Here is a 23,386-nt window from a genome sequence, read left to right on the forward strand (position 1 = left end):
CATGGCGGCGCCGCGGATCGACATCGACGCGTACGTCAAGGGTGTGCTCGACGGGAAGCGCGCGCAGATCGCGCGCGCCATCACCCTCGTCGAGTCGACCCGGCCGCAGCACCGGGCTCTGGCACAGGAGTTGCTGACCCAGCTGCTCCCGCACAGCGGGCGGGCGCGGCGGATCGGCATCAGCGGGGTGCCCGGTGTGGGCAAGTCGACGTTCATCGACGCGCTCGGCACGATGCTGACCGGGCTCGGGCACCGGGTCGCGGTGCTCGCCGTGGACCCGTCATCGACCCGTACGGGCGGCTCGATCCTCGGCGACAAGACGAGGATGGAACGCCTCTCGGTCGACCCGGCGGCGTTCGTACGCCCTTCCCCCACGGCCGGGACGCTCGGCGGGGTCGCGAAGGCGACGCGCGAGTCGATCGTGGTGATGGAGGCGGCGGGCTACGACGTGGTGCTCGTGGAGACGGTGGGCGTGGGCCAGTCGGAGACGGCGGTCGCGAACATGGTCGACTCGTTCCTGCTGCTCAGCCTGGCCCGTACCGGCGACCAGCTCCAAGGCATCAAGAAGGGTGTCCTGGAACTGGCGGACGTCCTCGCCATCAACAAGGCGGACGGCCCGCACGAGCGCGACGCGCGATCGGCGGCGCGTGAACTCGCGGGCGCTCTGCGCTTGATGCACCCCGCCGACGCGGCCTGGACTCCCCCGGTGCTCAGCTGCAGCGCCCGGGAGTCGAGCGGCCTCGACGAGGTCTGGGACCGCCTGGAGCAGCACCGTACGCTCCTCGACTCGACGGGCCGCCTCGCCGCCAAGCGACGCGATCAGCAGGTGGACTGGACGTGGACGATGGTGCGGGACGAACTCCTGGACCGGCTGCGGGGGCATGCCCGGGTTCGGGACCTCGCCCCTGACCTCGAACAGCGGGTGCGCGAGGGCACGTTGACGGCCACGACGGCGGCCGAGCGGATTCTGGAGGCGTTCCAGGGAGGCGGAGGCCAGTCGGCCTGAGGCCCTGCCCGAAACCCCTTACGAAAGTAGGGGGTTACTCCACACCTTCGTCGCTGCCGGAGGGGTCTGCGCGGTCCATATTCTCCGGGGCATGAACAGAATCCGCACGCGGCGCAGCGCCGTCACCGTTCTTCTGGCCCTCGCCCTTGCCACCCCGTCCGTGGCGGCCTGCGCCGAGGAGGGCGGCTCGTCACCGGCAGGTGAGGCTTCCCCTTCGCCCACCGCATCCGAGCTCGCTCTGCCGCGCCCCTCCGGCCCCCACGAGATCGGCAGGGACACCCTCCACCTCGTGGACGCCGAGCGCCGCGACCCGTGGGTGCCCTCGGCGGGCTCACGGGAGCTGATGGTGTCCGCCTTCTACCCGGCCCGGAAGGACACGGGTGAGGGTGACCGCGCTCCGTACCTGGCGACCGAAGAGGCCGAACTGCTCCTGAAGGGGCAGAAGCTGGACAAGCTGTACAACGCCGGTCAGCTGACGTCCGTCCGCACGAACGCCCGCGCCGCCGCCACCCCCGCCGGGGGCAAGCACCCCCTGATCATCCTCTCGCCGGGCTTCACGCTGCATCGCGCCACCCTCACCGCGCTCGCGGAGACACTGGCGTCCCACGGCTACGTCGTCGCTCTCGTCGACCACGCGTACGAATCCTTCGGGACGGCGTTCCCTGGCCGCGACGGCTCGTCGCGCATCCGTACCTGTGTCGCGTGCGAGAAGGTCGAGGAGGCGCCGGGCGGCGACGCCGGAGAGAAGAAGATGCTTGGCAAAGCCGCGCGGAACCGGGCGGCCGACATCTCCTTCGTCATCGACGAGCTGACCGAACGCCCCCGGCCCGGCGACCGCCGGCACCCCGACTACGCGGCGCTCGTCGACACCCGGCGGATCGGGGCGGCCGGTCACTCGCTGGGCGGCAACGCCGCGGCCGTGGCCGCCGGAACGGACCGCCGCGTTCGCGCCGCCGCCAACCTGGACGGCACGTTCTTCGCCCCCGTCCCGTCCGCGGGTACCGGCCGCCCCGTCCTCATGCTCGGCACCCTCGCGGGCCACAACCCCCGGGCCGAGGACGCCACTTGGCCGCGCCAGTGGAACCGCCTGCACGGCTGGAAGCGCTGGCTCACGGTCGCGGATTCCGGGCACCTCACCTTCACCGACCTGCCGATTCTTGGCAGCCAGCTCAACAGGACCGACCCGTCGGCCCCGATCTCCGGCAAGCGGTCGGGCGAGATCACCTCCGGCTACGCGACGGCGTTCTTCGACAAGCACCTCAAGAACCAGCACCGCCCCCTGCTGAACGGCCCCTCAGCGGCCAACCCGGAGGTCACCTTCCACTCGCCCTGAAGCGGTCTGGCTTGTCCTGCCGGATGTCTGAGTTGTCTGATCCTGCCCCGGCCCACACCCCGGGTGCGGGCCTGGCATGGCGTCCCGCTCGACGCTCTCCGGGTTGGGCGGAACGCTTGCGGGCCAGGCAGATTGCGGAGGGGGCTACGGTCGGGGCGGCCCCGAGGTACGGAGCGCCGGGGCCGATGGACGGCGTGCCGCCGCCGACCGAAGGATACGGCCCCCACCCTCCCGGCCGTGGCCCCCTCCGCTGACCGGCGGAGGCAGGACGTAGATTCGATCTGTGCGGGCGCAGTCCGTCATGTGCCGGCCGGCCGAAGCAATCGTCGTCGAAGGAGCCACCTGCCCCATGTCCACCGCTGACTCCGACGAAGCACCCGTCCTCCTGCGCACCCACGGCCGCGCGGGGCACATCGTTCTCAACCGTCCCCGTGCCATCAACGCCCTCAATCACGCCATGGTCCGGCTGATGGACGACGCCCTCGCCGGGTGGGAGCGGGATGACACCGTCGGCGTCGTCGTCCTCACCGGGGCCGGGGAGCGGGGGCTGTGTGCCGGGGGTGACATCCGGTCGATCCACGACGACATCCGTGCGGGCGGCGGTGCCGCTTCCGTGGCCTTCTGGCGTGACGAGTACCGGCTCAACGCCCGTATCGCCCGCTTCCAGAAGCCGTACGTGGCCGTCATGGACGGCATCGTGATGGGCGGCGGGGTCGGGGTATCGGCGCACGGCAGCGTGCGGATCGTCAGCGAACGCTCCCGGGTCGCCATGCCGGAGACGGGGATCGGCTTCGTGCCGGACGTCGGCGGTACGTACCTGCTGTCGCGGGCGCCCGGCGAACTCGGCACCCATCTCGCGCTGACCGGGTCGGCGGTGGGCGCGGGCGACGCGATCGCTTGTGGTCTGGCCGACCACTACGTGCCGTCGGATCGGCTGGCGGAGTTCACGGCCGCGCTGGGCGACGCCGACGTGCGCGAGGTGGTCGCGGAGTACGCCACCGCCGCGCCCGACGGCGAACTCGCGCACCACCGCGCGTGGATCGACGCCTGCTACTCCGCCGACTCCGTCGAGGAGATCGTCGACCGGCTCCACAACTCCGGTGACCGCGTGGCCAAGGAGACGGCCGAGACCATCCTCTCCAAGTCGCCGACCTCCCTGAAGGTCACTCTCGCCGCCCTGCGCCGAGCCCGCGCCCTCGCCTCCCTGGAGCAGGTGCTCGACCAGGAGTACCGCGTGTCGGCCACCGCGATCACCGCGCCGGACATGGTCGAGGGCATCCGCGCCCAGGTCATCGACAAGGACCGTGACCCGCACTGGTCCCCCGCCGAGCTGACGCAGGTCAGCGACGCGGAGGTGGCCCGCCACTTCGCGCCGCGCGTCGGCGACGAACTCGGCCTCGCCACCGACTCGGGCCCGCGGCGCCCCTGATCCAGACACCCCGCCTCGTGCCGCGGCGCCGACACGAGGCGGACGTCGCCCCCATGGCCACCGAGAGGAGCGGACGCGGTCGTTCATGGCGGTGTCGAAGCGCCGCATCCACGCAATGCCCGCACGCACCCGCTACGGCGGATCGATCTCCGTGACCACGGCGAGGAGCTGGAACGGCAGCTCCTTGTCCCATTGCGAGACGCCGAGGGCTATCCACCGCCCGTCGACCCGCCACAGGTGGAGGTCGGGCACCGAGGAGCTCAGCGAGCCCCACGGCTCCGGTATGTCCTCGCCCTCGCCCTCCCCTTCGGCTTCGCCATCACCCGTCCCGCTGTCACCCGTCCCGCCCCCGCCGTCTTCACCCCAGTCGTCCCAGTCGTCCTCGCCCCCGTACGCATCGCCCTGCGCCCGCTCAAAGACGCTCGCCAGGCTGAATATCTGCGGCGCTCCCCAGCGCTCGGCGAGCAGGACCGTCAGGGCGTCGCGCTCGGCGTCGTACTGATCCGAGGTCGCCTCCCACTCCGTGCCGTCGTCATCCCAGAAGTCGCCACTCGTCAGTAACTCGGCGATGTGATACCCCGGACCGCCGACGCCGGACGGCGACCTGCCGCGCTCCGCGGGAAACTCCCGTGAGCGCAGCAGGTCGATCGCGGCGAGATGCTCTGCGGTACTCATGGCATCCAGTAAAGCGGCCGCCACTGACAACTGGCCCGCCGTCAGGCCCCCGAAGTCACCATCCGGACACCCGCCTCACGCGTCGCGCCGCCGCAGCGCCCACCAGCCCGCGAGCAGCGCGGCGGCCGCCCATGCCGCGGTGACGGCAAGTCCCGCCCAGGGGCCGAGAGTTCCCGCCGGGTTCTCGTGCAGCACCTGCTGTCCCGCCCGGTCCGGCAGGAACTCCGCGACGCCGGTCGCCACGTCCCCGACCACGAAGGACACGATGAGCGTGAACGGGATGAGGACGCTCAGTACGGCGACCCCGCTGCGCAGCAGCACGGTCAGACCGGCGGCGAGCAGCGCCATGAGCGCGAGGTAGACGCCGCCGCCGACGCACGCCCGGACGGCACCCTCGTGGCCGAGGCCGATGGCGTACTCCCCCAGGAAGGCCTGGCCGGTCAGGAAGCCGACGAAGCTGGTGAGTACCCCGACACCGAGGGCCAGGGCGCCCACCACCGCGACCTTCGCCCCGTAGAGGAGCCCCCGGCGCGGCACCGCGCAGAGCGAGATGCGCAGCGCGCCGTTCAGGTACTCCGAGGACATCGCCGTCGTGCCGAAGCTGATGGCGGCGATCTGGCCGAAGTTGAGTGCGTAGAAGGCGCCGAAGAGCGGTTCGTAGTCGGCGTTGTCCGCCTCCGCCGTGCCGACCGCGGCGAACGCGAGCACGGTGACGGCGACGGTGGCCGCGAAGACGGCGATGAGCGAACCGAGGCTCGCCCGAACCGACTTGATCTTGATCCACTCCGAGCGGAGCACGGCGGTCGATTGCATGGTCAGGCCTCCTGGCGGGGCGTCGAAGGGGCGGCGGCGAACTCGGTGTCGTCGGCCGTGAGGGCCAGGTAGGCCTGCTCCAAGGAGGCATGCTGATCGGAGAGTTCGAGGAGGGGGATACCGTGTCCGGCCGCGATGGACCCGATCTCGTCGGCCTTCGCGCCGTCCACGGTCCAGCGGTCGCCCTCCCCCGGCGTCATCGCGTATCCCTTGTCCCGCAGCAGGCCCCGCAGCCGGTCGCTCTCCGGGGTGCGCAGCCGCACTCGGGGGCTGCTGTGTGCCGCGATGAAGTCCGCCATCGAGGTGTCCGCGAGCAGCTTTCCGCGGCCGAGGACCACCAGGTGGTCGGCGAACGTGGCCGTCTCGTTCATGAGGTGGCTCGACACGAGGACCGTCCGGCCCTCGCGGGCGAGGCGGCGGAGGAGTTCGCGGATCCAGATGATGCCTTCGGGGTCCAGGCCGTTGGACGGCTCGTCCAGCATGATGACGCGCGGGTCGCCGAGCAGCGCGGCCGCGATCCCCAGGCGCTGGCGCATGCCCAGGGAGAACGTCTTGATCCGGCGCCCCGCGACGGTGGCGAGCCCGGCCTCTTCGAGGACCTCGTCCACGCGCCGCGCGGGGATGCGGTTGGCGGCGGCGAGGGCGAGGAGGTGGTTGCGTGCGGTACGCGATCCGTGCGCGGCCTGGGCGTCGAGCAGGGCCCCCACGTGGCGCAGGGGTTCGTCGATGGCCGCGTAGGAGCGGCCGCCCACCGTCGCCGTACCCGAAGTGGGCCGGTCAAGGCCGAGGACGAGCCGCATGGTGGTGGACTTGCCCGCGCCGTTGGGGCCGAGGAATCCGGTGACCTTCCCCGGGCGGACGGTGAAGGTCAGACCGTCCACCGCACGGGTGGTGCCGTACTCCTTGCTGAGGTCTTGGACATCGATGCTGGTCATGGGCCCAGACTGGCGGCCGGGAGCGCGGTGGGGCTTCCCCCGCCAGGGGATCGCGTCTCCCCCTCATGGGGGAGCCGGGCGGTGGCAGGTGGCTGGCACGATGGCGCGATGTCCCGCTTCCTCCGGCCGCTCACCCGCGCGGTGACCTACACGCGCTGGCTGCACCTGCTCATCGGCGCGGCCATCCCGTTGATGATCTCGTTCATCTACCCCGGGCTCAGCGACCCCTCGTTCTCCGACTGGATCCTGATCGCTCTCCAGCCCGTCCCGCTGGTGGCGGCCTTCGGCGTCCTGCCGTCCATACGCCGGGCGGAGGGACTGCAGGCCCGACTGATGCTGTTTCCGGGTCAGCACGCGCGCGTGCCGGGTGGCGACGAGGATCCCGGCGTGTCCGTCGCTCCCTCCGCGTCCTGGCGGGACCGGGGCAGGACGGCCGTGTGGCTCGTGCTGCGCCTCGAGGCCGGGGCCGCGGCCGCATTCTGCACGGTGCAGTTGCTCGGGACCATGCTGGCCCTGCTCGGGTCGGTGACGGACCCCGGCGAGGACCCCGGTGTGCTTCTCCCCCTCCCCGCCCCGAGTTGGACGAACGCGTTGCTCGCCCCGCTTCCGCTGCTGATCCTCCTCGCGCTCGCCGTGGTGGCGGGCCGGCTGATGGCGGCGGCCGCGCGACGGCTGCTCGGCCCCTCCCCCAAGGAGCGCCTTGCCGCCCTGGAGGAGCGCACCGAGCAGCTGCTCGAACGCAACCGCATCGCCCGCGAGCTGCACGATTCCATCGGGCACGCGCTGACCGTCGCGGTCGTCCAGGCGGGGGCCGCGCGGGCCGCGGCGGACCCGGAGTTCACCGACCGCGCGCTGGGCGCGATCGAGGAGACGGGCCGTGCCGCCCTGGAGGACCTGGAGCGTGTCCTGCGCGTGTTGCGGGAGGACGGACAGCCCGCGAGCCGCCGTCCCACGCTCGCCGACGCCGGCCAACTCCTGGACTCCGCGCGCGCTTCGGGGGCGAAGGTCGACATCGAGGTGACGGGTCCCCTGGAACGGGTGCCGGGCCCGGTGTCCCGCGAGGCATATCGCATGCTCCAGGAGGGCCTCACGAACGTGCTGCGGCACTGCGGTCCTGTTCCGGTACGGGTGCGGCTCGCGGTCGACGCGGCGGCCCTGGAGATCTACGTATGCAACCCGCTGCCCACCGGAGGAGAGGCCACCGGACGTGGCGGCAGCGGGCTGCGCGGCATCCGGGAACGGGCCACGCTGCTCGGCGGCCGGGCCACCACGGGCCCCCGCGAGGGCGAGTGGCAGGTGCACGTCGAGTTGCCGCTCGGGTGATCTAGGCTGACCGGATGCCGGTCACCGTCCTCCTCGTCGACGACGAGCCCCTCGTACGGGCCGGACTGCGCGCCGTCCTGGAGGCGCAGCCCGACATCGAGGTGGTCGGTGAGGCGGCCGACGGCGCCGCGGTGATTCCGCTCGTGCTCCAACTGCGTCCGGACGTGGTCGCGATGGACGTCCGCATGCCGCTCCTGGACGGCATCGAGGCCACGCGCGCGGTCCTGCGCACCGTGCAGGATCCCCCGAAGATCCTCGTCGTGACGACCTTCGAGAACGACGAGTACGTGTACGAGGCGCTGCGCGCGGGTGCCGACGGCTTCCTCCTGAAGCGCGCCCGCCCCGCGGAGATCGTGAACGCCGTCCGACTGGTCGCGGAGGGCGAGTCACTGTTGTTCCCCGCGGCGGTACGGCAGCTGGCCGGCGAGTACGGGCGGCGGCCCGGGAACGCGGCGGCCAGGGACGCCCTGGACCGGGCCGCGCTCACCGAGCGCGAATCGGCCGTGCTGCGCCTCATGGCACGCGGCCTGTCGAACGCGGAGATCGCCACGGAGCTGATCGTCGGCACCGAGACGGTCAAGTCACATGTGAGCTCCGTGCTGGCGAAGCTGGGCGCCCGGGACCGGACGCAGGCGGTCATCGCCGCGTACGAATCCGGATTCGTGGCGCCCGGGTGAGGGGTCGGCTCACCTCGGGCGGGTGATGGGTGCGATGTACGGGGTCCCGAGCTGGGCGCGCTCGTCGGCATGTCCTCCCGGGAGACCGCGGGCAAACTGCGTGCCGTTTTCGCGACGCTCCTTGCACCGGGCGAGCGGGGGGGGCGGACACTATGGCCCCCCCCGGGACGACCGGCAACGCGGCACGGGAGACGCCCCGAGATGAGCCGCGCCTGACCGGCACTCTGTGTCACAGGTGGGCCCGGCGCTCGCAGCGGTCGGCCCCGGCGAGTACGATCCGCCCATCATGCGCACGAGCTGGGAGGACGGACGTTGGGGCGGCTGACCGGCGGGGATCCCTCTCTGCTGCGGCGGATCAACTCCGCGGTGGTGCTGCACGCGCTGCGTGCGGCGGACTTCGCGACACTCACCGAGATCACCCGGGTGACGGGGCTTTCCAGGCCGACCGTCGAGGGCGTCGTCGAGGGGCTCATCGAGGCCGGGCTCGTGGTGGAGACCGCTGCCGAGGAAGGCGCGGCCAGACGCCAGGGAAGGCCCGCGCGGAGGTTCCGCTTCCGGGCCGAGGCGGGGCATCTGCTCGGCCTGGAGATCGGCCCGCACCGGGTCGCCGCGGTCCTCTCGGATCTGGACGGCCGCGTGATGGGCTCGGCCGCCAAGGCCGTGGACGAGACGGCCCCGGCCGACGAGCGCCTGGAGCGGCTGCGCATGGCGGTCGCCGATCTGCTGCGCCGCGGCGGGATCGCCCGCAGCTCCCTGCGCGCGGTGGGCGTCGGCAGCCCTGGCATCGTGGAGGCGGACGGCACGGTCCGGCTGGGCACCGCGCTGCCCGAATGGACGGGGCTGCAGCTGGGAGAGCGCCTTCGCCGGTCCTTCAAGTGCCCGGTCCTGGTGGAGAACGACGCGAACACGGCGGCCGTGGCCGAGCACTGGAAGGGGGCGGCGACCGAGTCCGACGACGTGGTGTTCGTCCTGGCGGGGCTCAGTCCGGGCGCCGGTGCGCTGATCGGCGGACGGCTGCACCGCGGCTACGGCGGCGCCGCCGGGGAGATCGGCGCGCTGCATCTTCTCGGGCGTGACGTGACCCCGGAGACGCTCCTTTCGACCACGGACGAGCCCCTGCACCCGCTCGACGAGCAGGCGGTGGCAGAAGTCTTCGCCCACGCGCGCGAGGGCGACGAACGGGCGCAACAGGCCGTCGAACGGTTCATCCAGCGCCTGGTGCACGACGTGGCGGCGCTGGTGCTCGCCCTGGATCCCGAGCTGGTCGTCGTGGGCGGCTGGGCCGCCGGCCTGGACGGCGTACTGGAGCCGCTGCGCCGCGAGTTGGCACGCTACTGCCTGCGGCCGCCCCGGGTCGCCCTGTCGATGCTCGGCGAAGCGGCCGTCGCGACGGGCGCGCTGCGGCTCGCCCTCGACCACGTCGAAGAGCAGCTCTTCGCGGTCGAGGGAACGGTCACAGCACGCCGCTGAAACACCGCACCAATCGCGCGGCACCACATCGAGTCGGCGCTCAGGAAGCCCGGCGCTCCGGGCCGCGGTGAATCCCGGCACCGCCGCACCGCCGCATCGCGCGGCAAGGCGGCCGTAGCGACGAAGGCGTTGCGCCAGGACGCCGGGGCCAAGCGGGCGCAGGAAGCCCGACGATCCGGACCCTCGTGAACCCCGGCGCTACCTCGCCGCACGACAAGGCGGCCGTAGCGACGGATGCGTCGCGCCGAGACGCCGGGGCCAAGCGGGGCCAGGACGCCGCGTCGAAGCGAGCCTCATGAAGCCCTGCGCTTCGGACTCTGGTTACTCCCGGCGCCACCTCGCGCGGCGAGACGGCCGTAGCGACGGATGCGTCGCGCCGAGACGCCGGGGCCAAGCAGGGCCGGGGCGCCGAGGCGGAGCAGGCGTCAGGACGCTGCGGCGAAGCGGGCCTCAGGAAGCCTGGCGCTCCGGGCCGTGGTGGATTTCGACGCCGCCCGCGTCGCCGAAGGTGAGGCGGCAGGTGTCCGCGCGGTACGTCGCCACGGATACCGCGGCGGTGCGTCCCTCGGCGAAGAAGCGGGTCGTCACGACGAGGACCGGCGCTCCCGGGAGTCGGTCGAGCGCCTTGGCGTCGTCCGCGCGGGCCGAGCCGAGCTCGACGGCGCGGTCCTGCCCTTCGAGGCCGAGCCGGTGCAGCTCGCGCAGCACGCCACGCGCGCGTGCCGGGCCCGACGGCGCGTCGATGGCGGAGAGCTCCGCGACGGATGACAGCGGCACGTAGAGCAGCTCGGCGGCCACGGGCTGGCCGTGCGAGACGCGCGTACGACGCACCACGTGAACCTGCTCGTCGGCGTCGGCCGCGAGCATGCGGGCCACCTCCGCGGGCGGGACCGCCGGTGCGCAGTCGGCGGGCTGCCAGGCGTCGCCGACCTCGCCCGGCCACGTGCCTTGTGCGGATCCGACGGCCACACCCACCCGCGGCGGGGCGACGGTCGTGCCGACCCCGCGACGGCGCTGCAGCCTGCCTTCGAGCTCCAGCTGTTCGAGTGCCTGGCGGAGCGTGGCGCGGGCGACACCGAACCGGGCCGCGAGATCACGTTCGTTGGGCAGGATCTCGCCGACGGCGAACTCGGAGTCGAGTGCCTCGCTGAGCACGGTCTTGAGGTGCCAGTACTTCGGCTCCGGTGCCGTTTCCAGCTGCGTGGTCCCCACCCTGTCCTCCGCAATCGCCGTGTGCCGGCGGCTTTTTAGCGCCCTTGTTTATTAAAGGTTCCTGCACTATCTCTGCGACGATAGAGCGGCACCCACCCTTGGTCAAGACCAATCATCGATCCGTTACAGCGCGCACAGGGACGATGCCACAGAGCATTCATGTGTTGTTGGCGTCGGGTCATGCACCCGTGGCTAACAAGACAAAAACCCCCGCCCTGTAGAGGCGGGGGTTCGTCGGATGTATCCCAGGGGTGGTCCCGAAGATGCCTAGGGGACGAGCCCGAGCAGCTTGTCCGGGTTGCGGATGATGTAGACGCAGGTGATCCGTCCGTCGACGACGTCCAGTTGGAAGAGGGAGTGCGGCTTGCCGTCGACCAGGAAGAGGACGGAGCCCGCGCCGTTGACCTCCAGGAAACGGGCCTCCAGCTCCGCATCCGCCGGCACGCCCTTGCGGGCCGCGCCGTCGAGGAAACGGCCCACCTTGTCGGCCGTCTCGATGACGCGCAGCGGGGCCTTGGCCTTGCCGCCGCTGTCGCCGACGAGACGTACGCCGGGAGCCAGCAGGGACATCAGACCGTCCAGATCGCCGCCGGTCGCCGCGGCGAGGAACCGCTCGGTCAGGTCCCTGCGCTCGTCTGGATCCACGGCATAGCGCGGCCGGCCCTCGTCGACGTGCTTGCGGGCCCGCGCCGCGAGCTGGCGCACGGCGGGCTCGCCGCGGTCCAGCGTGCGGGCGATCTCCGAGAAGGGGAACCCGAAGGCCTCCCGCAGCACGAACACCGCGCGCTCCAGGGGCGAGAGGGACTCCAGGACGACCAGGACGGCGATGGACACGGAATCGGCGAGCACGGCCTGCTCGGCGGTGTCGGGCACGGTCGGCCCGAAGTCCGTGACGAAGGGCTCGGGCAGCCATTGCCCCACGTAGGACTCGCGTCGTGACTGCACGTGGCGCAGGCGGTCGATGGCGAGCCGGGTGGTGATCCGCACCAAGTAGCCACGGGGCTCGCGCACTTGCGAGCGGTCGGCCGCCGCCCAGCGCAGCCAGGAGTCCTGTACGACGTCCTCCGCGTCGGCCACCCGGCCGAGCATGCGGTAGGCCACGCCCATCAGGACGGGCCGATGCTCTTCGAAGACGTCGGTCTCGGTGTCGGTCGCCACGTCTCCATCCCAGCCGACGAGCCACCCGGTGTCCAGGCGAATTCGGTGCGTCGCGCCCCACACCGGCCCCGCGGCCGTTGCCCCCACCCCCTTGAACTGGAGGCTACTGAGCGGTAATTGTTGCTGACAAGGTGTCTAAGGTGTCTGAGGACCGTCGCCGGGCGACGGGGACTGGAGCAGCAATGGCCGCAGAGGTGTCCTTCAGCGTCGAAACGCCGGGCGGTCCACGGACGCTGTCCGTGGCCTACGAACGCGCGGGCGAGGGCGAGCCGCTGCTCCTGCTGCACGGCATCGGGCACCACCGCCAGGCGTGGGGCCCGGTCTTCGGCATTCTGGCCGCGGAGTACGACGTGATAGCCGTGGACCTGCCGGGCTTCGGGGAGTCCCCCGCCCTGCCCGACGGGCTGCCTTACGACATCACCACGGTGGTGTCCGTGCTCGGCGCGCTGTGCGAGGCACTGGGGATCGAGCGTCCGCACGTGGCGGGCAACTCGCTGGGCGGCCTGCTCGCCCTGGAACTCGGCCGGGAGAAGCTCGTGCGCTCGGTCACCGCGCTGTCCCCGGCGGGTTTCTGGACGCCCGGTGAGCGGCGGTATGCGTTCAACACCCTGCTCGCCATGCGGCACGGCGCGCGGCTGCTTCCGTTGCCGCTGATCGAACGGCTCTCGCGGAGCGTGGCCGGACGCACGGCGCTGACCAGCACCATCTACGCCCACCCCGGGCGCCGTTCACCCGAGGCCGTCGTCGCCGAGACGCTCGCGCTGCGCGACGCCAAGGGGTTCGAGCAGACCCTGGCCGCCGGGCGTGACGTGCTGTTCGGCGACGACGTGCCCGGCATCGCGGTCACCGTCGCGTGGGGCTCGCGGGACCGGATCCTGCTGCGCCGCCAGGGCGTCCGCGCGAAGCACGCCGTCCCCGATGCGCGTCTGGTGCGGCTGCCCGGCTGCGGCCACGTCCCGATGAACGACGACCCGGCTCTCGTCTCGCGCGTCGTCCTCGACACCTGCCGCCGTACGCCGGCCGCTTAGCACGCCGGAGCCCAGGGCCACCCCGGCGCCGACGAGCGCGCTGCCCACGGCCTGCGGGACTCCGTAGGTGCCGGTGCCGACCAAGGGCGCGGTGAAGGCCGCCGCCACCGGAATGAGACCGGAGAAGAGGGTGGCCCGTTCGGCGCCGATGCGCTGGATGCCCGAGTACCAGCAGACGAATCCGATGACGGTGACGACCGCCGCCTGCCACAGCAGGGCCGCCGCCTCGGTGGTGCCGGGCATCCGCAGCCAGTTCCCGCCGTCCAGCACGAGACCGATGACGGCGGACTCGGCGGCGGCGATCCCGCAGACCGTCGCGGAGAGCAGCTTCGGGCCGAGCGGGCGCAGCACGGGTACGGCCAGGACCGCGAAGCCGACCTCGCCCGCCAGCGCGCACACGGAGAAGAGGATGCCGAGCCCGTCCGTACGGCCCCACCCCTGCACGGTGAAGGCTCCGACAGCCACGATCAACGCCCCGTACATGACTAGGCGTTGTGGCTGCCGGCCCGCGAGGAGCGGCACGATGACCGCCACGACGACCGGGGCGCAGCCTACGAAGACACCCGGTACGGCAGGTTCCGCCGTGCGTTCGGCGGCGAGGATCGCCAGGTTGAAGCCGACCATGCCGACGGCGGCGAGCACCGCGAGCCGCCCCCACTGGCGGCGTGTGAGGCGGCGGAGCGGCGCGGTGCCGCCCCGCCCGAGCAGCGGCAGGAGCAGCAGGCAGGCCAGGCCGTAGCGCAGGAACTGGCCGCCCGCGTACGGATAGTCGCCCAGGAGGCTGTTGGCGGTGAAGGAGCCGCCCACGAGGAGGCAGGCGAGGGCCGCAAGGAGGGACCCGCGTGTCAGGTTCGCGTTCATGTCCCCGACGTTAGGAACGGGCGCGGACCGGTTTAAGGTCCACTTCCGGGGCCGTTTCGGGGACCACTTCGGGGACCACTTCAGGGCACTCAAGAACCACCTCGCGCGGCCCGGCCATCAGCCGTCACACCAAGGAGGCGCATCCCGGTGCCATCGAGTTCGGGCCGGGCGCCCGGGACCGCCGCCTGGGAGCTGCTGCTTCCCGCCGCGGCCGCACCCGCCCGCAGCCGTGGCCGCAGCCTGCAGTCGGCGCTGCGCGAGGCGGTGCGGTCCGGTCGCCTCGCGTCGGGGACGCGGCTGCCCTCAAGCCGTGAGCTCGCCGCCGACCTGGGCGTCTCAAGGGGGCTTGTCACGGAGGCGTACGAGCAGTTGACGGCCGAGGGCTATCTGCGCAGCGACCGCGGCTCGGGCACCTGGGTGGGCGGCGCGGCGCGGAAGGCCGCACCGGGCGCGCGCGATCTGGCACCACGTGAGGTCCACGCGCGCGTGGACTTCATCGCGGGCACCCCCGATCTGTCCCTGTTCCCGCGCGCCGCGTGGGCGGCCGCGCACCGCGGCGTCCTGGCCGAACTCCCCCACCACGTGCTCGGATACCCGGACCCACGGGGCCTGCCCCGGCTGCGTACCGCCCTCGCGGAGCTGCTCGTACGCCGCCGGGGCGTGGTCGCGGACCCCGAGGCGATCGTGGTCTGTTCCGGCGTGGCGCAGGCCATGGCCCTGGTGGGCTTCGTACTGCACGCGCGCGGGGTGCGTGCCGTCGGCGTCGAGGACCCCGGGAGCCCGCAGCACGGCGAGCTGTTCGCCTCGGCGGACGTCGCCACGGTGCCGGTGCCCCTCGACGACGAGGGTGTCGTGACCGGCGTACTGAGGGAGCGTGGCCTGCGGGCGGTCGTCACCACGCCCGCGCATCAGTTCCCGCTGGGCATCGGCTATTCGGCCGCGCGGCGCGCCGAACTCCTGGACTGGGCAAGGGCCGTGGACGGCCTGGTCATCGAGGACGACTACGACGGGGACTTCCGCTACGACCGCGCCCCGGTGGGCGCGCTGCAAGGACTCGACCCCGGCCACGTCGCCTACACCGGCTCGGTCAGCAAGTCGCTCGCCCCAGGACTTCGACTCGGCTGGCTGCTCGTACCGGAGTCGATGACCGATGAGGTCGTCGCCCGCAAACGCATGATGGACCTGGGCAATCCGGTGCTCGACCAGGCCCTGCTCGCGCGCTTCGTCGAACGCGGCGACTACGACCGGCAGTTGCGCCGCTGCCAGCGTGCCTACCGGGAACGCAGGGACGCTCTCGTCGCCGCCCTCGACGAGCACTTCCCCGGTACGGAGGTGTCCGGCATCGCCGCCGGACTGCACGTCATCGCCCGGCTGCCCGGCCAACGGGGCTCGCGGGCCGACTTCCTGCGACGGGCAGCGGCGGCCGGGGTCGCGGTCCGCTCGCTGAGCGACTACGGCACGGCCGACGGCCTTGGGGTGCGCCTCGTGCTCGGTTATGCCCACCTCACTCCTGCCCGGATCGCCGAGGGGGTGCGGCTGCTCGCCGAGGCGGATCACCGGCATGGTGACGCCGCCGGGGACGGTCCGGTGACAGCACGTCATTAGGGTCGACGGGCCCGGTGACCCGAGCGAGCCGTTCGGATGCGGTGCCGGCGCAGTCCGGGGGGCAGATCTGTGGCCAAGGCCGAAGTCATCGTCCAGCTCCGCACCCCGCAGCGTCCCGCGCCGGCGGGCACCACGGGTGTGCTGGACGTCAGCAGCCTTCTGGAGCGGTGGTTCGGCGTGACGGCCGAGCCGTTGCACCCCGGCGCCGACGACCCGGCCCTCGTCGGATGGCAACGGGTCGCCGTCCCGGCCGGTGTGGACGCCGAGGCCGTCGCCAAGGCCCTGCGCGGCCACCCGGCAGTCGAGGCCGCCTATGTGAAACCACCGGCGGACCTTCCGTGACGTGGTGAAGGAGTCAGCTGTGCCACAGCGATCAGGTGCGGGCAACAGCCGGGGGAACAGCACCCCGGCTCCAGAGAACGGATCCCTCTTCGGACGTCCTGAGCTGGTGTGCGTCACGCGCGCCGACGCCGGGGTACGCATCACTCCGACCGGCGCGAGTGCCACGGCGGACATCTCCGTCAGCGGTCTCGATGCCGTGGCGGCCCAGGAGGACGTCACCATCAGGCCGTTGTTCGGCGCGGACCAGGAGAGGCTGCGCGCTCAGGCGGGGCCTCTTCCGGAGGCCGCGGGGTCCGACGACGCCATGCCGGAGATCCTCGACCGGATGGCGCTCTTCTTCCATGTCGACGCGCCTGAGGACCAGTTGGACGCGCTGGCCGAGCGGCTGCGGGCCTCGGACGCCGTGGAGGGCGCCTACGTCAAGCCCGCCGCCGCGCTCGCCGTCCGTGCGGCCGTGCAGAAGAAGAAGGGCGAGGAGATCGAGCTCCCGCCGCTCAACGACATGGGGCCGACGGGCACCGACGCGCCGCCCGTGACCCCGGACTTCACCGCCCGGCAGGGCTATCTCGACGCGGCTCCTGGGGGCGTCGACGCCCGCTACGCATGGACGTTGCCCGGCGGGCGGGGCGCCCGCGTCCGGGTGATCGACTGCGAGTGGGGCTGGCGCTTCACCCACGAGGACCTGCGCCTGAACCAGGGCGGCATCGTCTCCGGCACCGGGAGTACGGACACCGATCACGGCACCGCGGTGCTCGGCGAGATCGGCGGCGACGTCAACGCGTTCGGGGTCACCGGGATCGCGCCCGACGCCGTCACCAGCGCGTCCGCGTTCTCCATCCCCACGGCCACGGCGATCCGCAACGCCGCCGACCGCCTCGGCCCCGGCGACATCATCCTCCTGGAGATCCACCGAGCGGGGCCGCACGCGACCGGCGTCGGCCAGCAGGGGTACATCGCCGTCGAATGGTGGCCGGACGACTATCTGGCCATCCGTTACGCCGTCAACAAGGGCATCACCGTCGTCGAGGCCGCGGGCAACGGCGCGGAGAACCTGGACCACGCCGACTACGACACCCCGCGGGCGGGCTTCCCCTCCTGGTGGCGCAACCCCTTCCGGCGCACCGCGCTGGACGCGGGCGCCGTGATCGTCGGTGCCGGGGCGCCGCCACCCGGCACCCACGGCCGCGACCACGGTCCTGACCGGTCCCGGCTCGACTTCTCCAACCACGGCGCCTGTGTGGACGCCCAGGGCTGGGGGCGCGAGGTGACCACCACCGGTTACGGCGACCTTCAGGCGGGCGACGATCGGGACTTCTGGTACACGGACCGGTTCAGCGGTACGTCCAGCGCCTCGCCGATCGTGGTGGGGGCGGTCGCGTGCACGCAGGGCGTCCTGCGTGCGGCGGGCCGGATCCCGCTGTCGCCCGCGCGGGCCCGGGAACTGCTGCGCGCCACCGGTTCGCCCCAGCAGGACGCGCCCGGCCGCCCGGCGACGCAGCGCATCGGCAGGCGGCCGGACCTGCGGCAGCTCATTCCGGCGGCCCTCCAGACGAGCAGCTGGGTCGGCGTCCAGTTCCGGGGCACCCTCGCCGGGCACCGCACCGGACGCTGGTTCACCTTCAACTGGCCCGCTCACTGGCACGTGGTGTGGACGGTCGTGCCGACAAGTCCGCGCACCGGCGCCCCGCAGATCGGCTGGAAGGTCCGGGTCGAGCGGGCCAACGACACGTACGCGACGTACTGGATCGACGTGACCAACCTCGTGGCCGACCCGGTCGACTTCGAGGCCCGGTTCGCGGTTCTCGGATGGTGATTCGCGTTCTCGGACGCTGAGAGGAAAACGACGATGCGCGTAGGCACACAGTTCACCGGCACACTCAACCCCGGGCAGACCGGGCGCTGGTTCACCTTCAACTGGCCGCAGGGCTGGCATGTCATCTGGTACTTCATGCCGACGACACCGCAGACCGGCAGCCCGCAGATCGAATGGGAGACCGAGGTGGAGCGCGCCACGGCCACGACGGTCACGTACTGGCTGACGGTGAAGAACATCGGCAGCACCCAGATGAACTTCGAAGGCCGGTACGCGGTTCTCAACTAGGCGAGGGGGACGGCCATGCAGGTACACATCACGATCGCGGAGGACGCGGGCGCGGCTCCGGCCGCCGCCACGGAGCAGCGGCTTTCCGTGACGCGGAACGCCACGGGCGCCGCCGACGCCGGACCCGTCGTGGACGGCGGTCAGGCCCCGGGCTGGCTCACCGAACTCGTCAGGCTCGCCGACGCCGGAGAGGTGGCCCGCCCCGGCGAGGAGACGCAGGAGGCCGGCGGGTCGTTGGACGGCCGGGCCATGGACGCCGGAAGCGCGAGGTGATGTCGGCGTAGAGACAGGCGTGTCAGGAGTTGGCCCACGCGCGCGTGCAGAGCACCAGGCGGTAGCCGTCGGGGTCCTCGACGGTGACGCCCCACTCGTTCCAGTACGGGTTGGGTGACTGGACGCGCGTGCCGCCGTGCGCCTCAAGGCGGGCCACCAAGCTGTCGGGGACCTGCTCGTCGAGGTAGACGACGAGCAGGTCCTCCTCCGTGGGGCGGGGCAGGACCGGCTCGTCGGCCCCGTGGACGAGTTCGAGATGCCAGGAGGCGTCCGGCCACCCCACCATGAGCAGGTCGTGCTCACCGGGAGCGCCGCCGCCCTGCGAACGCCATACGACGTCGAGGCCGAGGCCCTCGGCCCAGAAGCGCTCCGCCGCCGCGAGGTCGCGGGACGGGCGGGCGATGCGTATGTGGCTCTGACCGTTGACAGGCATGGGTCCCCCTCGGTGCGGCGCGCTCGGCCGCGCGCCTCTGCCGCCGAGCGTAGACAGCGGACGATCTTCCCGCATCGGCCGTCCGGCCTCGGGCGTACGACCGAGCCCTGCGACCGGAGACCTGCGACCCGGGGCCTGTGGCCCGGGAAAGCGACCCGGGACCTGGACCCCGGGAACTGCGACCGGCATGGCTTTTCGCACACTGGTTCCCTTGCACCCATGGGCAGTTGTTCACTTGTGGTTTGTGTGTGCGCCGCCGCGCACCACTAGTTGTTGCCCTGCACACTGGTCGGACCTGTCACTGGAGGCGCATCCATGTCACACCCTCAACCGAGCCCGTCCCCTCGCCGCCGCAGTGTGCTGCGCGGCTCGCTCGCCGTGCCGGCGGCGCTGGCCGTGCCGTCCGTCGCCGGGATGGCCCCGGCGTTCGCCCGGTCGGGGCGCCCGCGGGCCGAGTGGGGTGTGCAGGCCGGTGACGTGACATCGCACGCGGGTCTGGTGTGGGTACGTTCCGACCGTCCGGCCCGCATGATCGTGGAGACGTCCGCAACCGAGTCCTTCCGCAACCCCACCCGCTGGAAGGGCCCGCTCCTCGGCCCCGACACCGATTTCACCGGGACGACGCGGCTGCGCGGACTGCCCGCGGGCGAGCAGATCCACTACCGCGTGATCCTGGCCGACCCCGACGACCCCAGACGCACGGGAGAGCCGGTCAGCGGCACGTTCCGCACGACGCCGAAGGGGCGCAAGGAAGGGGTGCGCTTCCTGTGGTCGGGGGACATCGCGGGCCAGGGGTGGGGCATCAACCTGGACCGGGGCGGCTGGCGCGTCTTCGACGAGATGCGCCGCAGGAACCCTGACTTCTTCCTGTGCAGCGGCGACAACATCTACGCCGACGGGCCCATCCTGCCGAGCGTCACCCTGCCCGATGGCACGGTGTGGCGGAACGTGACCACGGAGGAGAAGTCGAAGGTCGCCGAGTCGCTCGCGGAGTTCCGTGGGGCCTTCCGCTACAACCTGCTCGACGAGAACCTGCGCCGCTTCAACGCCCAGGTGCCCTCCATCGTGCAGTGGGACGACCACGAGGTGCGCAACAACTGGTACCCGGGGCAGATCCTGACCGACCCCCGCTACACGGAGAAGAACGTGGACGTCCTCGCCGGACGCTCCCTGCGGGCCTTCAGCGAGTACTACCCCGTGTCGACGCTGCCGCCGGGCGACGAGGACGGGCGGGTGTACCGCGTGCTGCGGCACGGGCCGCTCCTGGACGTGTTCGTCCTCGACATGCGCTCCTACCGCAACGCCAACTCGCCGGGCCGGCAGCCCGACGACGCCACCGGCATTCTGGGCGCCCGCCAACTGCGGTGGCTGAAGCGTGAGCTGTCGCGTTCGCGCGCCACCTGGAAGGTCATCGCGTCCGACATGCCGCTGGGCCTTGTCGTGCCCGACGGTTCGGCGAACTTCGAGGCGGTCGCGCAGGGCGACCCCGGCGCGCCGCTGGGCCGTGAGCTGCAGATCGCCGAACTCCTCCGGCACATCAAGCACCGCAAGGTCACCGGAACGGTGTGGCTGACCGCCGACGTGCACTACACGTCGGCGCAGCACTACGACCCCTCACGTGCGGCGTTCAAGGACTTCGCGCCGTTCTGGGAGTTCGTGTCGGGACCGCTGGCGGCGGGCGGCTTCCAGGCCCTCAAGCTCGACGGGACGTTCGGCGCCGAGCAGCGCTTCGTCAAGGCGCCGAACCGCTCGAACACCTCTCCGGCCGAGACCCCGCAGTACTTCGGCGAGATCGACATCGACGGCGGCAGCGGGGAGCTGACCGTGCGGCTGCGCCAGGAGGGCGGCGGAGTGCTGTTCACGAAGGTGCTGCAACCGGGGCGGGTGGGGCAGCAGTGATTTCGCCACCGAACGCGCAACGAAAGGTCGCGTCCGCACTTAGGTAAAGACCAAAGTTGAACCAAACGGACAGAACGCGTCTTAACTCATCAGTCACAAAACGTTCGTGATCACGCAACACCCTTCCTCCACAGTGACTGCATGAGTGCTGACATGTCTGATGTGACGCGAACCAAACACGGCCGCCCCGTGCACCACTGGCGGCGCGACCTGGTGGAACTCGCCGCCCTCTTCACGGCCGTGGCCGTGGCGGACGCGGTGGCGAACATGATCGGGCACGGCCCCGACGGCCCCGCCCTGCTCGTGATCTCGGCCGTGGCGCTGCTCGCCACGGTCGGGTTCCACACATGGTGGGCACGCCGCCACAACCACGCGCCCCCGACGGCGGACGATACCGACGCCCGGCCGCACCCCGCCGGGCAGCCGACCGGGAGCACCGCGACCGAGTCCCCCGCGGGCGAGACGACGCTGTGGCGGATGCGCACCACCGTGCGGGACGAGCCCGGCGCGCTCGCCGCCCTGTGCACGGCCCTGGCCCACGCCGGGGTCGACATCCTGAGCCTTCAGGCGCACCCGCTGGCCGAAGGCACCGTCGACGAGTTCCTGCTCCGCTCCCCCGCCGGCCTGCTCGCGGCGGAGATCACCCGGGGCGTCGCGCACGCGGGCGGGTCGGAGACCTGGATCGAGCGGGCGGACGCCCACGACCTGGTGGACGCCCCCACCCGCATCCTCGGCCTGGCCACCCGCACCGCCCTGGACGCGGCCGAACTCCCGCTCGCACTGCGGCAGTTGCTCGGCCGGTGCACCATCCGGTCGCTGCCCGCGAGCGCGAAGGCGCGGGCCGTGTCCGGACCGCGGGCGGACGAGCCCGCCGACGGCACCGCCCTCGGCGCCCCCGTCGAGGGCGCGCTCGAAGGGACCGTGCTGCGGCTGCGGGCCCCCGAGGGGGAAGTGATCACCGTGGAGCGGCCGTATCTGCCGTTCACACCGACCGAGTTCGCCCGCGCGCGTGCCCTGGTCGAGCTCGACACCCGGCTCGGCCCGCGCATCCCGCACGGCCAGGACGTACTGACCCTCGCCGAGGGCAACTCCATCACCGTGCGCCGGGCCGACACCGCCGACGTCGAAGCGGCCAAGGCCATGCACGACCGCTGCTCGCAGCGGACCCTCGGCATGCGCTACCACGGTCCCGTACGGGACGCCGACCGCTATCTCACCCACCTGCTCAGCCCGCGGTTCGGCCGCACCCTGGCGGTGCAGACCGCGTCCGGGCGCGTCGTCGGCATCGGCCATCTGCTCTGGGACGGGGACGAGACCGAGATCGCGCTGCTCGTCGAGGACGACTGGCAGCGCCGCGGCATCGGCAGCGAACTGCTGGGCCGCCTGGTGGCGATGGCGGTCGAGGCGGGCTGCGAGAGCGTGTACGCGGTGACGCAGGCGTCCAACACCGGCATGGTCGCCGCGATGCGCGGCCTCGGGCTGCCCCTCGACTACCAGATCGAGGAGGGCACGCTGGTGATCACCGCGCGTCTCGAAGCTACGCCGGTGAGTTCGCGGCTGCCCTACGACCAGCCGCAGGGGCGGGCCGAGCGGCACTGACCCGGTGCGCCCCTGCTGACGCGCCGGTGCCGGACGGCTGCGGGCCGAGGGCGCGGTCGAGGTCCTGCCACAGGTCCTCGACGTCCTCGAGCCCGGCCGAAAGCCGCAGCAGCTTGTCGCTGACGCCCGACGAGTGCCGGTCCGCCGGGTCCACGACCCGGTGGCTGATGGATGCCGGATGCTGGATGAGCGAGTCGACACTGCCGAGGCTGACCGCCGGGGTGATCAGCCGCACCCCGGCGGTCACCTCGTGCGGGTCGCCGACGACCTCGAAGGCGACCATGGCGCCGCCGAGCCGCGGATAGTGCACCCGGCTCACACGCGGGTCGGCGGCCAGGCGCCGCGCGAGCTCCGCCGCGTTCGCGGATGCGGCGCGCACCCGCACCAGGAGGGTGGAGAGCCCGCGCAGCAGCAGATACCCCGCGAGCGGATGCAGCACCCCGCCGGTGGCGAACCGGACCTGCCGCAGCTGCCGCGCGAACTCCTCGTCACACGCGACCACTCCGCCGAGGACGTCGCCGTGGCCGCCAAGGTACTTGGTGGCGCTGTGCAGCACGAGCCGCGCGCCGCTCTCGACGGGCCGTTGCAGGACGGGCGTCGCGAAGGTGTTGTCGGCGAGCAGCGGCACCGTCCCGCAGGCGTGGGCCACCGCACGCAGATCGAGTTCGGCCAGGGTCGGGTTGGCGGGCGACTCTACGAGGACCAGGCCCGTGTCGGGGCGTATGGCGTCGGCGATCCCGGCGGGGTCGACCCAGGTCACCTCGGAGCCGAGGAGCCCCGCCGTCAGGAGGTGGTCGCTGCAGCCGTACAGCGGGCGGACCGCGACGACATGGCGCAGGCCCGCCGCTCCTCGTACGAGAAGGACCGCGGTCAGCGCCGCCATGCCGCTGGCGAAGGCGACCGCGCTCTCGGTGCCCTCGAGCCTGGCCAGGGCGGTCTCGAAGCGGGCGACGGTGGGGTTCGCGAGGCGGGCGTAGACGGGCGGTCCCTCGTCCAGGGCGCCGTCGGCGGCGAAGGCGTCGATGCGGGCGGCCTCGCCGCGGGTGTCGTACGAGGGGTAGGTGGTGGACAGGTCGATCGGGGCGGCGTGCAGGCCGAGTCCGGCGAGGTCGTCGCGTCCGGCGTGCACCGCCTCGGTGGCCAGGGCCCTGGGTGCGGGGGTCTCCGTGTTCGTGTCCATGCCGGACAGCCTGAACAAAGGCCGGTGACCGTTA

At 72.4% G+C, this 23,386-nt stretch carries 21 protein-coding genes and 1 pseudogene; 14 read left to right on the top strand and 8 right to left on the bottom strand.

The features are described from left to right. The first annotated feature begins 1 nt into the window (after position 1). The 3 genes from meaB to ACWD02_RS35960 all read left to right on the top strand — a co-directional run bounded on the left by meaB (position 2) and on the right by ACWD02_RS35960 (position 3,768). Positions 2 to 1,006 carry a methylmalonyl Co-A mutase-associated GTPase MeaB gene (gene meaB, locus ACWD02_RS35950; RefSeq protein ID WP_451218883.1) on the top strand — a complete coding sequence of 335 codons (1,005 nt, stop codon included), beginning with the start codon at positions 2 to 4 and terminating at the stop codon, positions 1,004 to 1,006. A gap of 91 nt (positions 1,007 to 1,097) precedes the next feature. Next, positions 1,098 to 2,339, top strand: coding sequence for an alpha/beta hydrolase family protein (locus ACWD02_RS35955; protein ID WP_451218886.1), 1,242 nt, complete (start codon positions 1,098 to 1,100; stop codon positions 2,337 to 2,339). 349 nt (positions 2,340 to 2,688) lie between these two features. Continuing rightward, positions 2,689 to 3,768, top strand: a complete 1,080-nt coding sequence (locus ACWD02_RS35960; protein WP_451218889.1) for an enoyl-CoA hydratase/isomerase family protein — start codon at positions 2,689 to 2,691, stop codon at positions 3,766 to 3,768. 132 nt (positions 3,769 to 3,900) lie between these two features. On the opposite strand, the gene ACWD02_RS35965 is transcribed toward ACWD02_RS35960, so the two are convergent. The 3 genes from ACWD02_RS35965 to ACWD02_RS35975 all read right to left on the bottom strand — a co-directional run bounded on the left by ACWD02_RS35965 (position 3,901) and on the right by ACWD02_RS35975 (position 6,191). Next, positions 3,901 to 4,443 carry a hypothetical protein gene (locus tag ACWD02_RS35965; RefSeq protein WP_451218892.1) on the bottom strand — a complete coding sequence of 181 codons (543 nt, stop codon included), beginning with the start codon at positions 4,441 to 4,443 and terminating at the stop codon, positions 3,901 to 3,903. A 75-nt stretch (positions 4,444 to 4,518) separates the two neighbouring features. After that, entirely contained in the window at positions 4,519 to 5,256 is a 738-nt protein-coding gene (locus ACWD02_RS35970; protein ID WP_451218895.1) for an ABC transporter permease, read from the bottom strand. Between the two features lie 2 nt (positions 5,257 to 5,258). Beyond that, on the bottom strand, positions 5,259 to 6,191 hold the full coding sequence (locus ACWD02_RS35975; protein WP_451218898.1) for an ABC transporter ATP-binding protein: 933 nt from the start codon (positions 6,189 to 6,191) through the stop codon (positions 5,259 to 5,261). Between the two features lie 108 nt (positions 6,192 to 6,299). Between ACWD02_RS35975 and ACWD02_RS35980 the strand changes: the two genes are divergently transcribed. The 3 genes from ACWD02_RS35980 to ACWD02_RS35990 all read left to right on the top strand — a co-directional run bounded on the left by ACWD02_RS35980 (position 6,300) and on the right by ACWD02_RS35990 (position 9,661). Then, positions 6,300 to 7,514: a sensor histidine kinase gene (locus ACWD02_RS35980; protein ID WP_451218901.1), complete on the top strand. Its 1,215-nt coding sequence runs from the start codon at positions 6,300 to 6,302 to the stop codon at positions 7,512 to 7,514. Positions 7,515 to 7,528: 14 nt separating this feature from the next. Beyond that, positions 7,529 to 8,191, top strand: coding sequence for a response regulator transcription factor (locus ACWD02_RS35985; RefSeq protein WP_451218903.1), 663 nt, complete (start codon positions 7,529 to 7,531; stop codon positions 8,189 to 8,191). Between the two features lie 312 nt (positions 8,192 to 8,503). Beyond that, positions 8,504 to 9,661, top strand: a complete 1,158-nt coding sequence (locus ACWD02_RS35990) for an ROK family transcriptional regulator (RefSeq protein ID WP_451218906.1) — start codon at positions 8,504 to 8,506, stop codon at positions 9,659 to 9,661. A 450-nt stretch (positions 9,662 to 10,111) separates the two neighbouring features. Here ACWD02_RS35990 and ACWD02_RS35995 read toward each other — a convergent pair whose 3' ends face one another. Both ACWD02_RS35995 and sigJ read right to left on the bottom strand, forming a co-directional pair. After that, positions 10,112 to 10,873, bottom strand: coding sequence for a GntR family transcriptional regulator (locus tag ACWD02_RS35995; RefSeq protein ID WP_451218909.1), 762 nt, complete (start codon positions 10,871 to 10,873; stop codon positions 10,112 to 10,114). 267 nt (positions 10,874 to 11,140) lie between these two features. Beyond that, positions 11,141 to 12,031 (bottom strand): RNA polymerase sigma factor SigJ, encoded by an 891-nt coding sequence (gene sigJ / locus ACWD02_RS36000; RefSeq protein WP_451218912.1) that lies wholly within the window; start codon positions 12,029 to 12,031, stop codon positions 11,141 to 11,143. 182 nt (positions 12,032 to 12,213) lie between these two features. Here sigJ and ACWD02_RS36005 point away from each other — a divergent pair, with 182 nt between their 5' ends. Continuing rightward, positions 12,214 to 13,059: an alpha/beta fold hydrolase gene (locus tag ACWD02_RS36005; RefSeq protein WP_451218915.1), complete on the top strand. Its 846-nt coding sequence runs from the start codon at positions 12,214 to 12,216 to the stop codon at positions 13,057 to 13,059. A 24-nt stretch (positions 13,060 to 13,083) separates the two neighbouring features. On the opposite strand, the pseudogene ACWD02_RS36010 reads toward ACWD02_RS36005, so the two are convergent. Further along, a pseudogene (locus ACWD02_RS36010) lies at positions 13,084 to 13,920 on the bottom strand (DMT family transporter); the annotation flags it as partial. Positions 13,921 to 14,067: 147 nt separating this feature from the next. Here ACWD02_RS36010 and pdxR point away from each other — a divergent pair. From pdxR to ACWD02_RS36035, 5 genes are all read left to right on the top strand, one after another. Beyond that, complete coding sequence (gene pdxR, locus ACWD02_RS36015; protein ID WP_451218918.1) at positions 14,068 to 15,525, top strand: MocR-like pyridoxine biosynthesis transcription factor PdxR; 1,458 nt, start codon at positions 14,068 to 14,070, stop codon at positions 15,523 to 15,525. 69 nt (positions 15,526 to 15,594) lie between these two features. Continuing rightward, positions 15,595 to 15,867, top strand: coding sequence for a hypothetical protein (locus tag ACWD02_RS36020; RefSeq protein WP_451218920.1), 273 nt, complete (start codon positions 15,595 to 15,597; stop codon positions 15,865 to 15,867). Between the two features lie 19 nt (positions 15,868 to 15,886). Continuing rightward, positions 15,887 to 17,680, top strand: coding sequence for a S8 family peptidase (locus tag ACWD02_RS36025; protein WP_451218922.1), 1,794 nt, complete (start codon positions 15,887 to 15,889; stop codon positions 17,678 to 17,680). A gap of 33 nt (positions 17,681 to 17,713) precedes the next feature. Next, entirely contained in the window at positions 17,714 to 17,968 is a 255-nt protein-coding gene (locus ACWD02_RS36030; RefSeq protein WP_249591515.1) for a hypothetical protein, read from the top strand. Between the two features lie 15 nt (positions 17,969 to 17,983). Further along, positions 17,984 to 18,241, top strand: a complete 258-nt coding sequence (locus ACWD02_RS36035; RefSeq protein WP_451218926.1) for a hypothetical protein — start codon at positions 17,984 to 17,986, stop codon at positions 18,239 to 18,241. 22 nt (positions 18,242 to 18,263) lie between these two features. Here the strand turns inward: ACWD02_RS36035 and ACWD02_RS36040 are convergent, their stop codons facing one another. Then, complete coding sequence (locus tag ACWD02_RS36040) at positions 18,264 to 18,674, bottom strand: VOC family protein (protein ID WP_451218928.1); 411 nt, start codon at positions 18,672 to 18,674, stop codon at positions 18,264 to 18,266. 315 nt (positions 18,675 to 18,989) lie between these two features. Between ACWD02_RS36040 and ACWD02_RS36045 the strand changes: the two genes are divergently transcribed. Together ACWD02_RS36045 and ACWD02_RS36050 are read left to right on the top strand one after the other, a co-directional pair. Further along, positions 18,990 to 20,573, top strand: a complete 1,584-nt coding sequence (locus ACWD02_RS36045; RefSeq protein WP_451218931.1) for an alkaline phosphatase D family protein — start codon at positions 18,990 to 18,992, stop codon at positions 20,571 to 20,573. Positions 20,574 to 20,726: 153 nt separating this feature from the next. Beyond that, positions 20,727 to 22,172 carry an N-acetyltransferase family protein gene (locus tag ACWD02_RS36050; RefSeq protein WP_451219171.1) on the top strand — a complete coding sequence of 482 codons (1,446 nt, stop codon included), beginning with the start codon at positions 20,727 to 20,729 and terminating at the stop codon, positions 22,170 to 22,172. Here ACWD02_RS36050 and ACWD02_RS36055 read toward each other — a convergent pair. Beyond that, the gene (locus tag ACWD02_RS36055; RefSeq protein ID WP_451218933.1) at positions 22,111 to 23,352 is read right to left on the bottom strand and encodes a trans-sulfuration enzyme family protein; all 1,242 of its coding nucleotides are present in this window, start codon (positions 23,350 to 23,352) and stop codon (positions 22,111 to 22,113) included. The two genes, ACWD02_RS36050 and ACWD02_RS36055, sit on opposite strands and share 62 nt — an antisense overlap. Positions 23,353 to 23,386: the final 34 nt, after the last annotated feature.

The sequence above is a fragment of the Streptomyces sp. NPDC002853 genome, from assembly GCF_053591915.1.

Excerpts from the sequence above, each read along its gene's own strand:
- ACWD02_RS35955 (WP_451218886.1), top strand. The coding sequence starts at position 1,098 with ATGAACAGAATCCGCACGCGGCGCAGCGCCGTCACCGTTCTTCTGGCC.
- ACWD02_RS36030 (WP_249591515.1), top strand. The coding sequence starts at position 17,714 with ATGCGCGTAGGCACACAGTTCACCGGCACACTCAACCCCGGGCAGACC.
- ACWD02_RS35975 (WP_451218898.1), bottom strand. The coding sequence starts at position 6,191 with ATGACCAGCATCGATGTCCAAGACCTCAGCAAGGAGTACGGCACCACC.
- ACWD02_RS35980 (WP_451218901.1), top strand. The coding sequence starts at position 6,300 with ATGTCCCGCTTCCTCCGGCCGCTCACCCGCGCGGTGACCTACACGCGC.
- ACWD02_RS36055 (WP_451218933.1), bottom strand. The coding sequence starts at position 23,352 with ATGGACACGAACACGGAGACCCCCGCACCCAGGGCCCTGGCCACCGAG.
- meaB (WP_451218883.1), top strand. The coding sequence starts at position 2 with ATGGCGGCGCCGCGGATCGACATCGACGCGTACGTCAAGGGTGTGCTC.
- ACWD02_RS36035 (WP_451218926.1), top strand. The coding sequence starts at position 17,984 with ATGCAGGTACACATCACGATCGCGGAGGACGCGGGCGCGGCTCCGGCC.
- ACWD02_RS36005 (WP_451218915.1), top strand. The coding sequence starts at position 12,214 with ATGGCCGCAGAGGTGTCCTTCAGCGTCGAAACGCCGGGCGGTCCACGG.
- ACWD02_RS35985 (WP_451218903.1), top strand. The coding sequence starts at position 7,529 with ATGCCGGTCACCGTCCTCCTCGTCGACGACGAGCCCCTCGTACGGGCC.
- ACWD02_RS36050 (WP_451219171.1), top strand. The coding sequence starts at position 20,727 with ATGTCTGATGTGACGCGAACCAAACACGGCCGCCCCGTGCACCACTGG.
- ACWD02_RS36045 (WP_451218931.1), top strand. The coding sequence starts at position 18,990 with ATGTCACACCCTCAACCGAGCCCGTCCCCTCGCCGCCGCAGTGTGCTG.
- ACWD02_RS35965 (WP_451218892.1), bottom strand. The coding sequence starts at position 4,443 with ATGAGTACCGCAGAGCATCTCGCCGCGATCGACCTGCTGCGCTCACGG.
- ACWD02_RS36040 (WP_451218928.1), bottom strand. The coding sequence starts at position 18,674 with ATGCCTGTCAACGGTCAGAGCCACATACGCATCGCCCGCCCGTCCCGC.
- ACWD02_RS35970 (WP_451218895.1), bottom strand. The coding sequence starts at position 5,256 with ATGCAATCGACCGCCGTGCTCCGCTCGGAGTGGATCAAGATCAAGTCG.
- ACWD02_RS35960 (WP_451218889.1), top strand. The coding sequence starts at position 2,689 with ATGTCCACCGCTGACTCCGACGAAGCACCCGTCCTCCTGCGCACCCAC.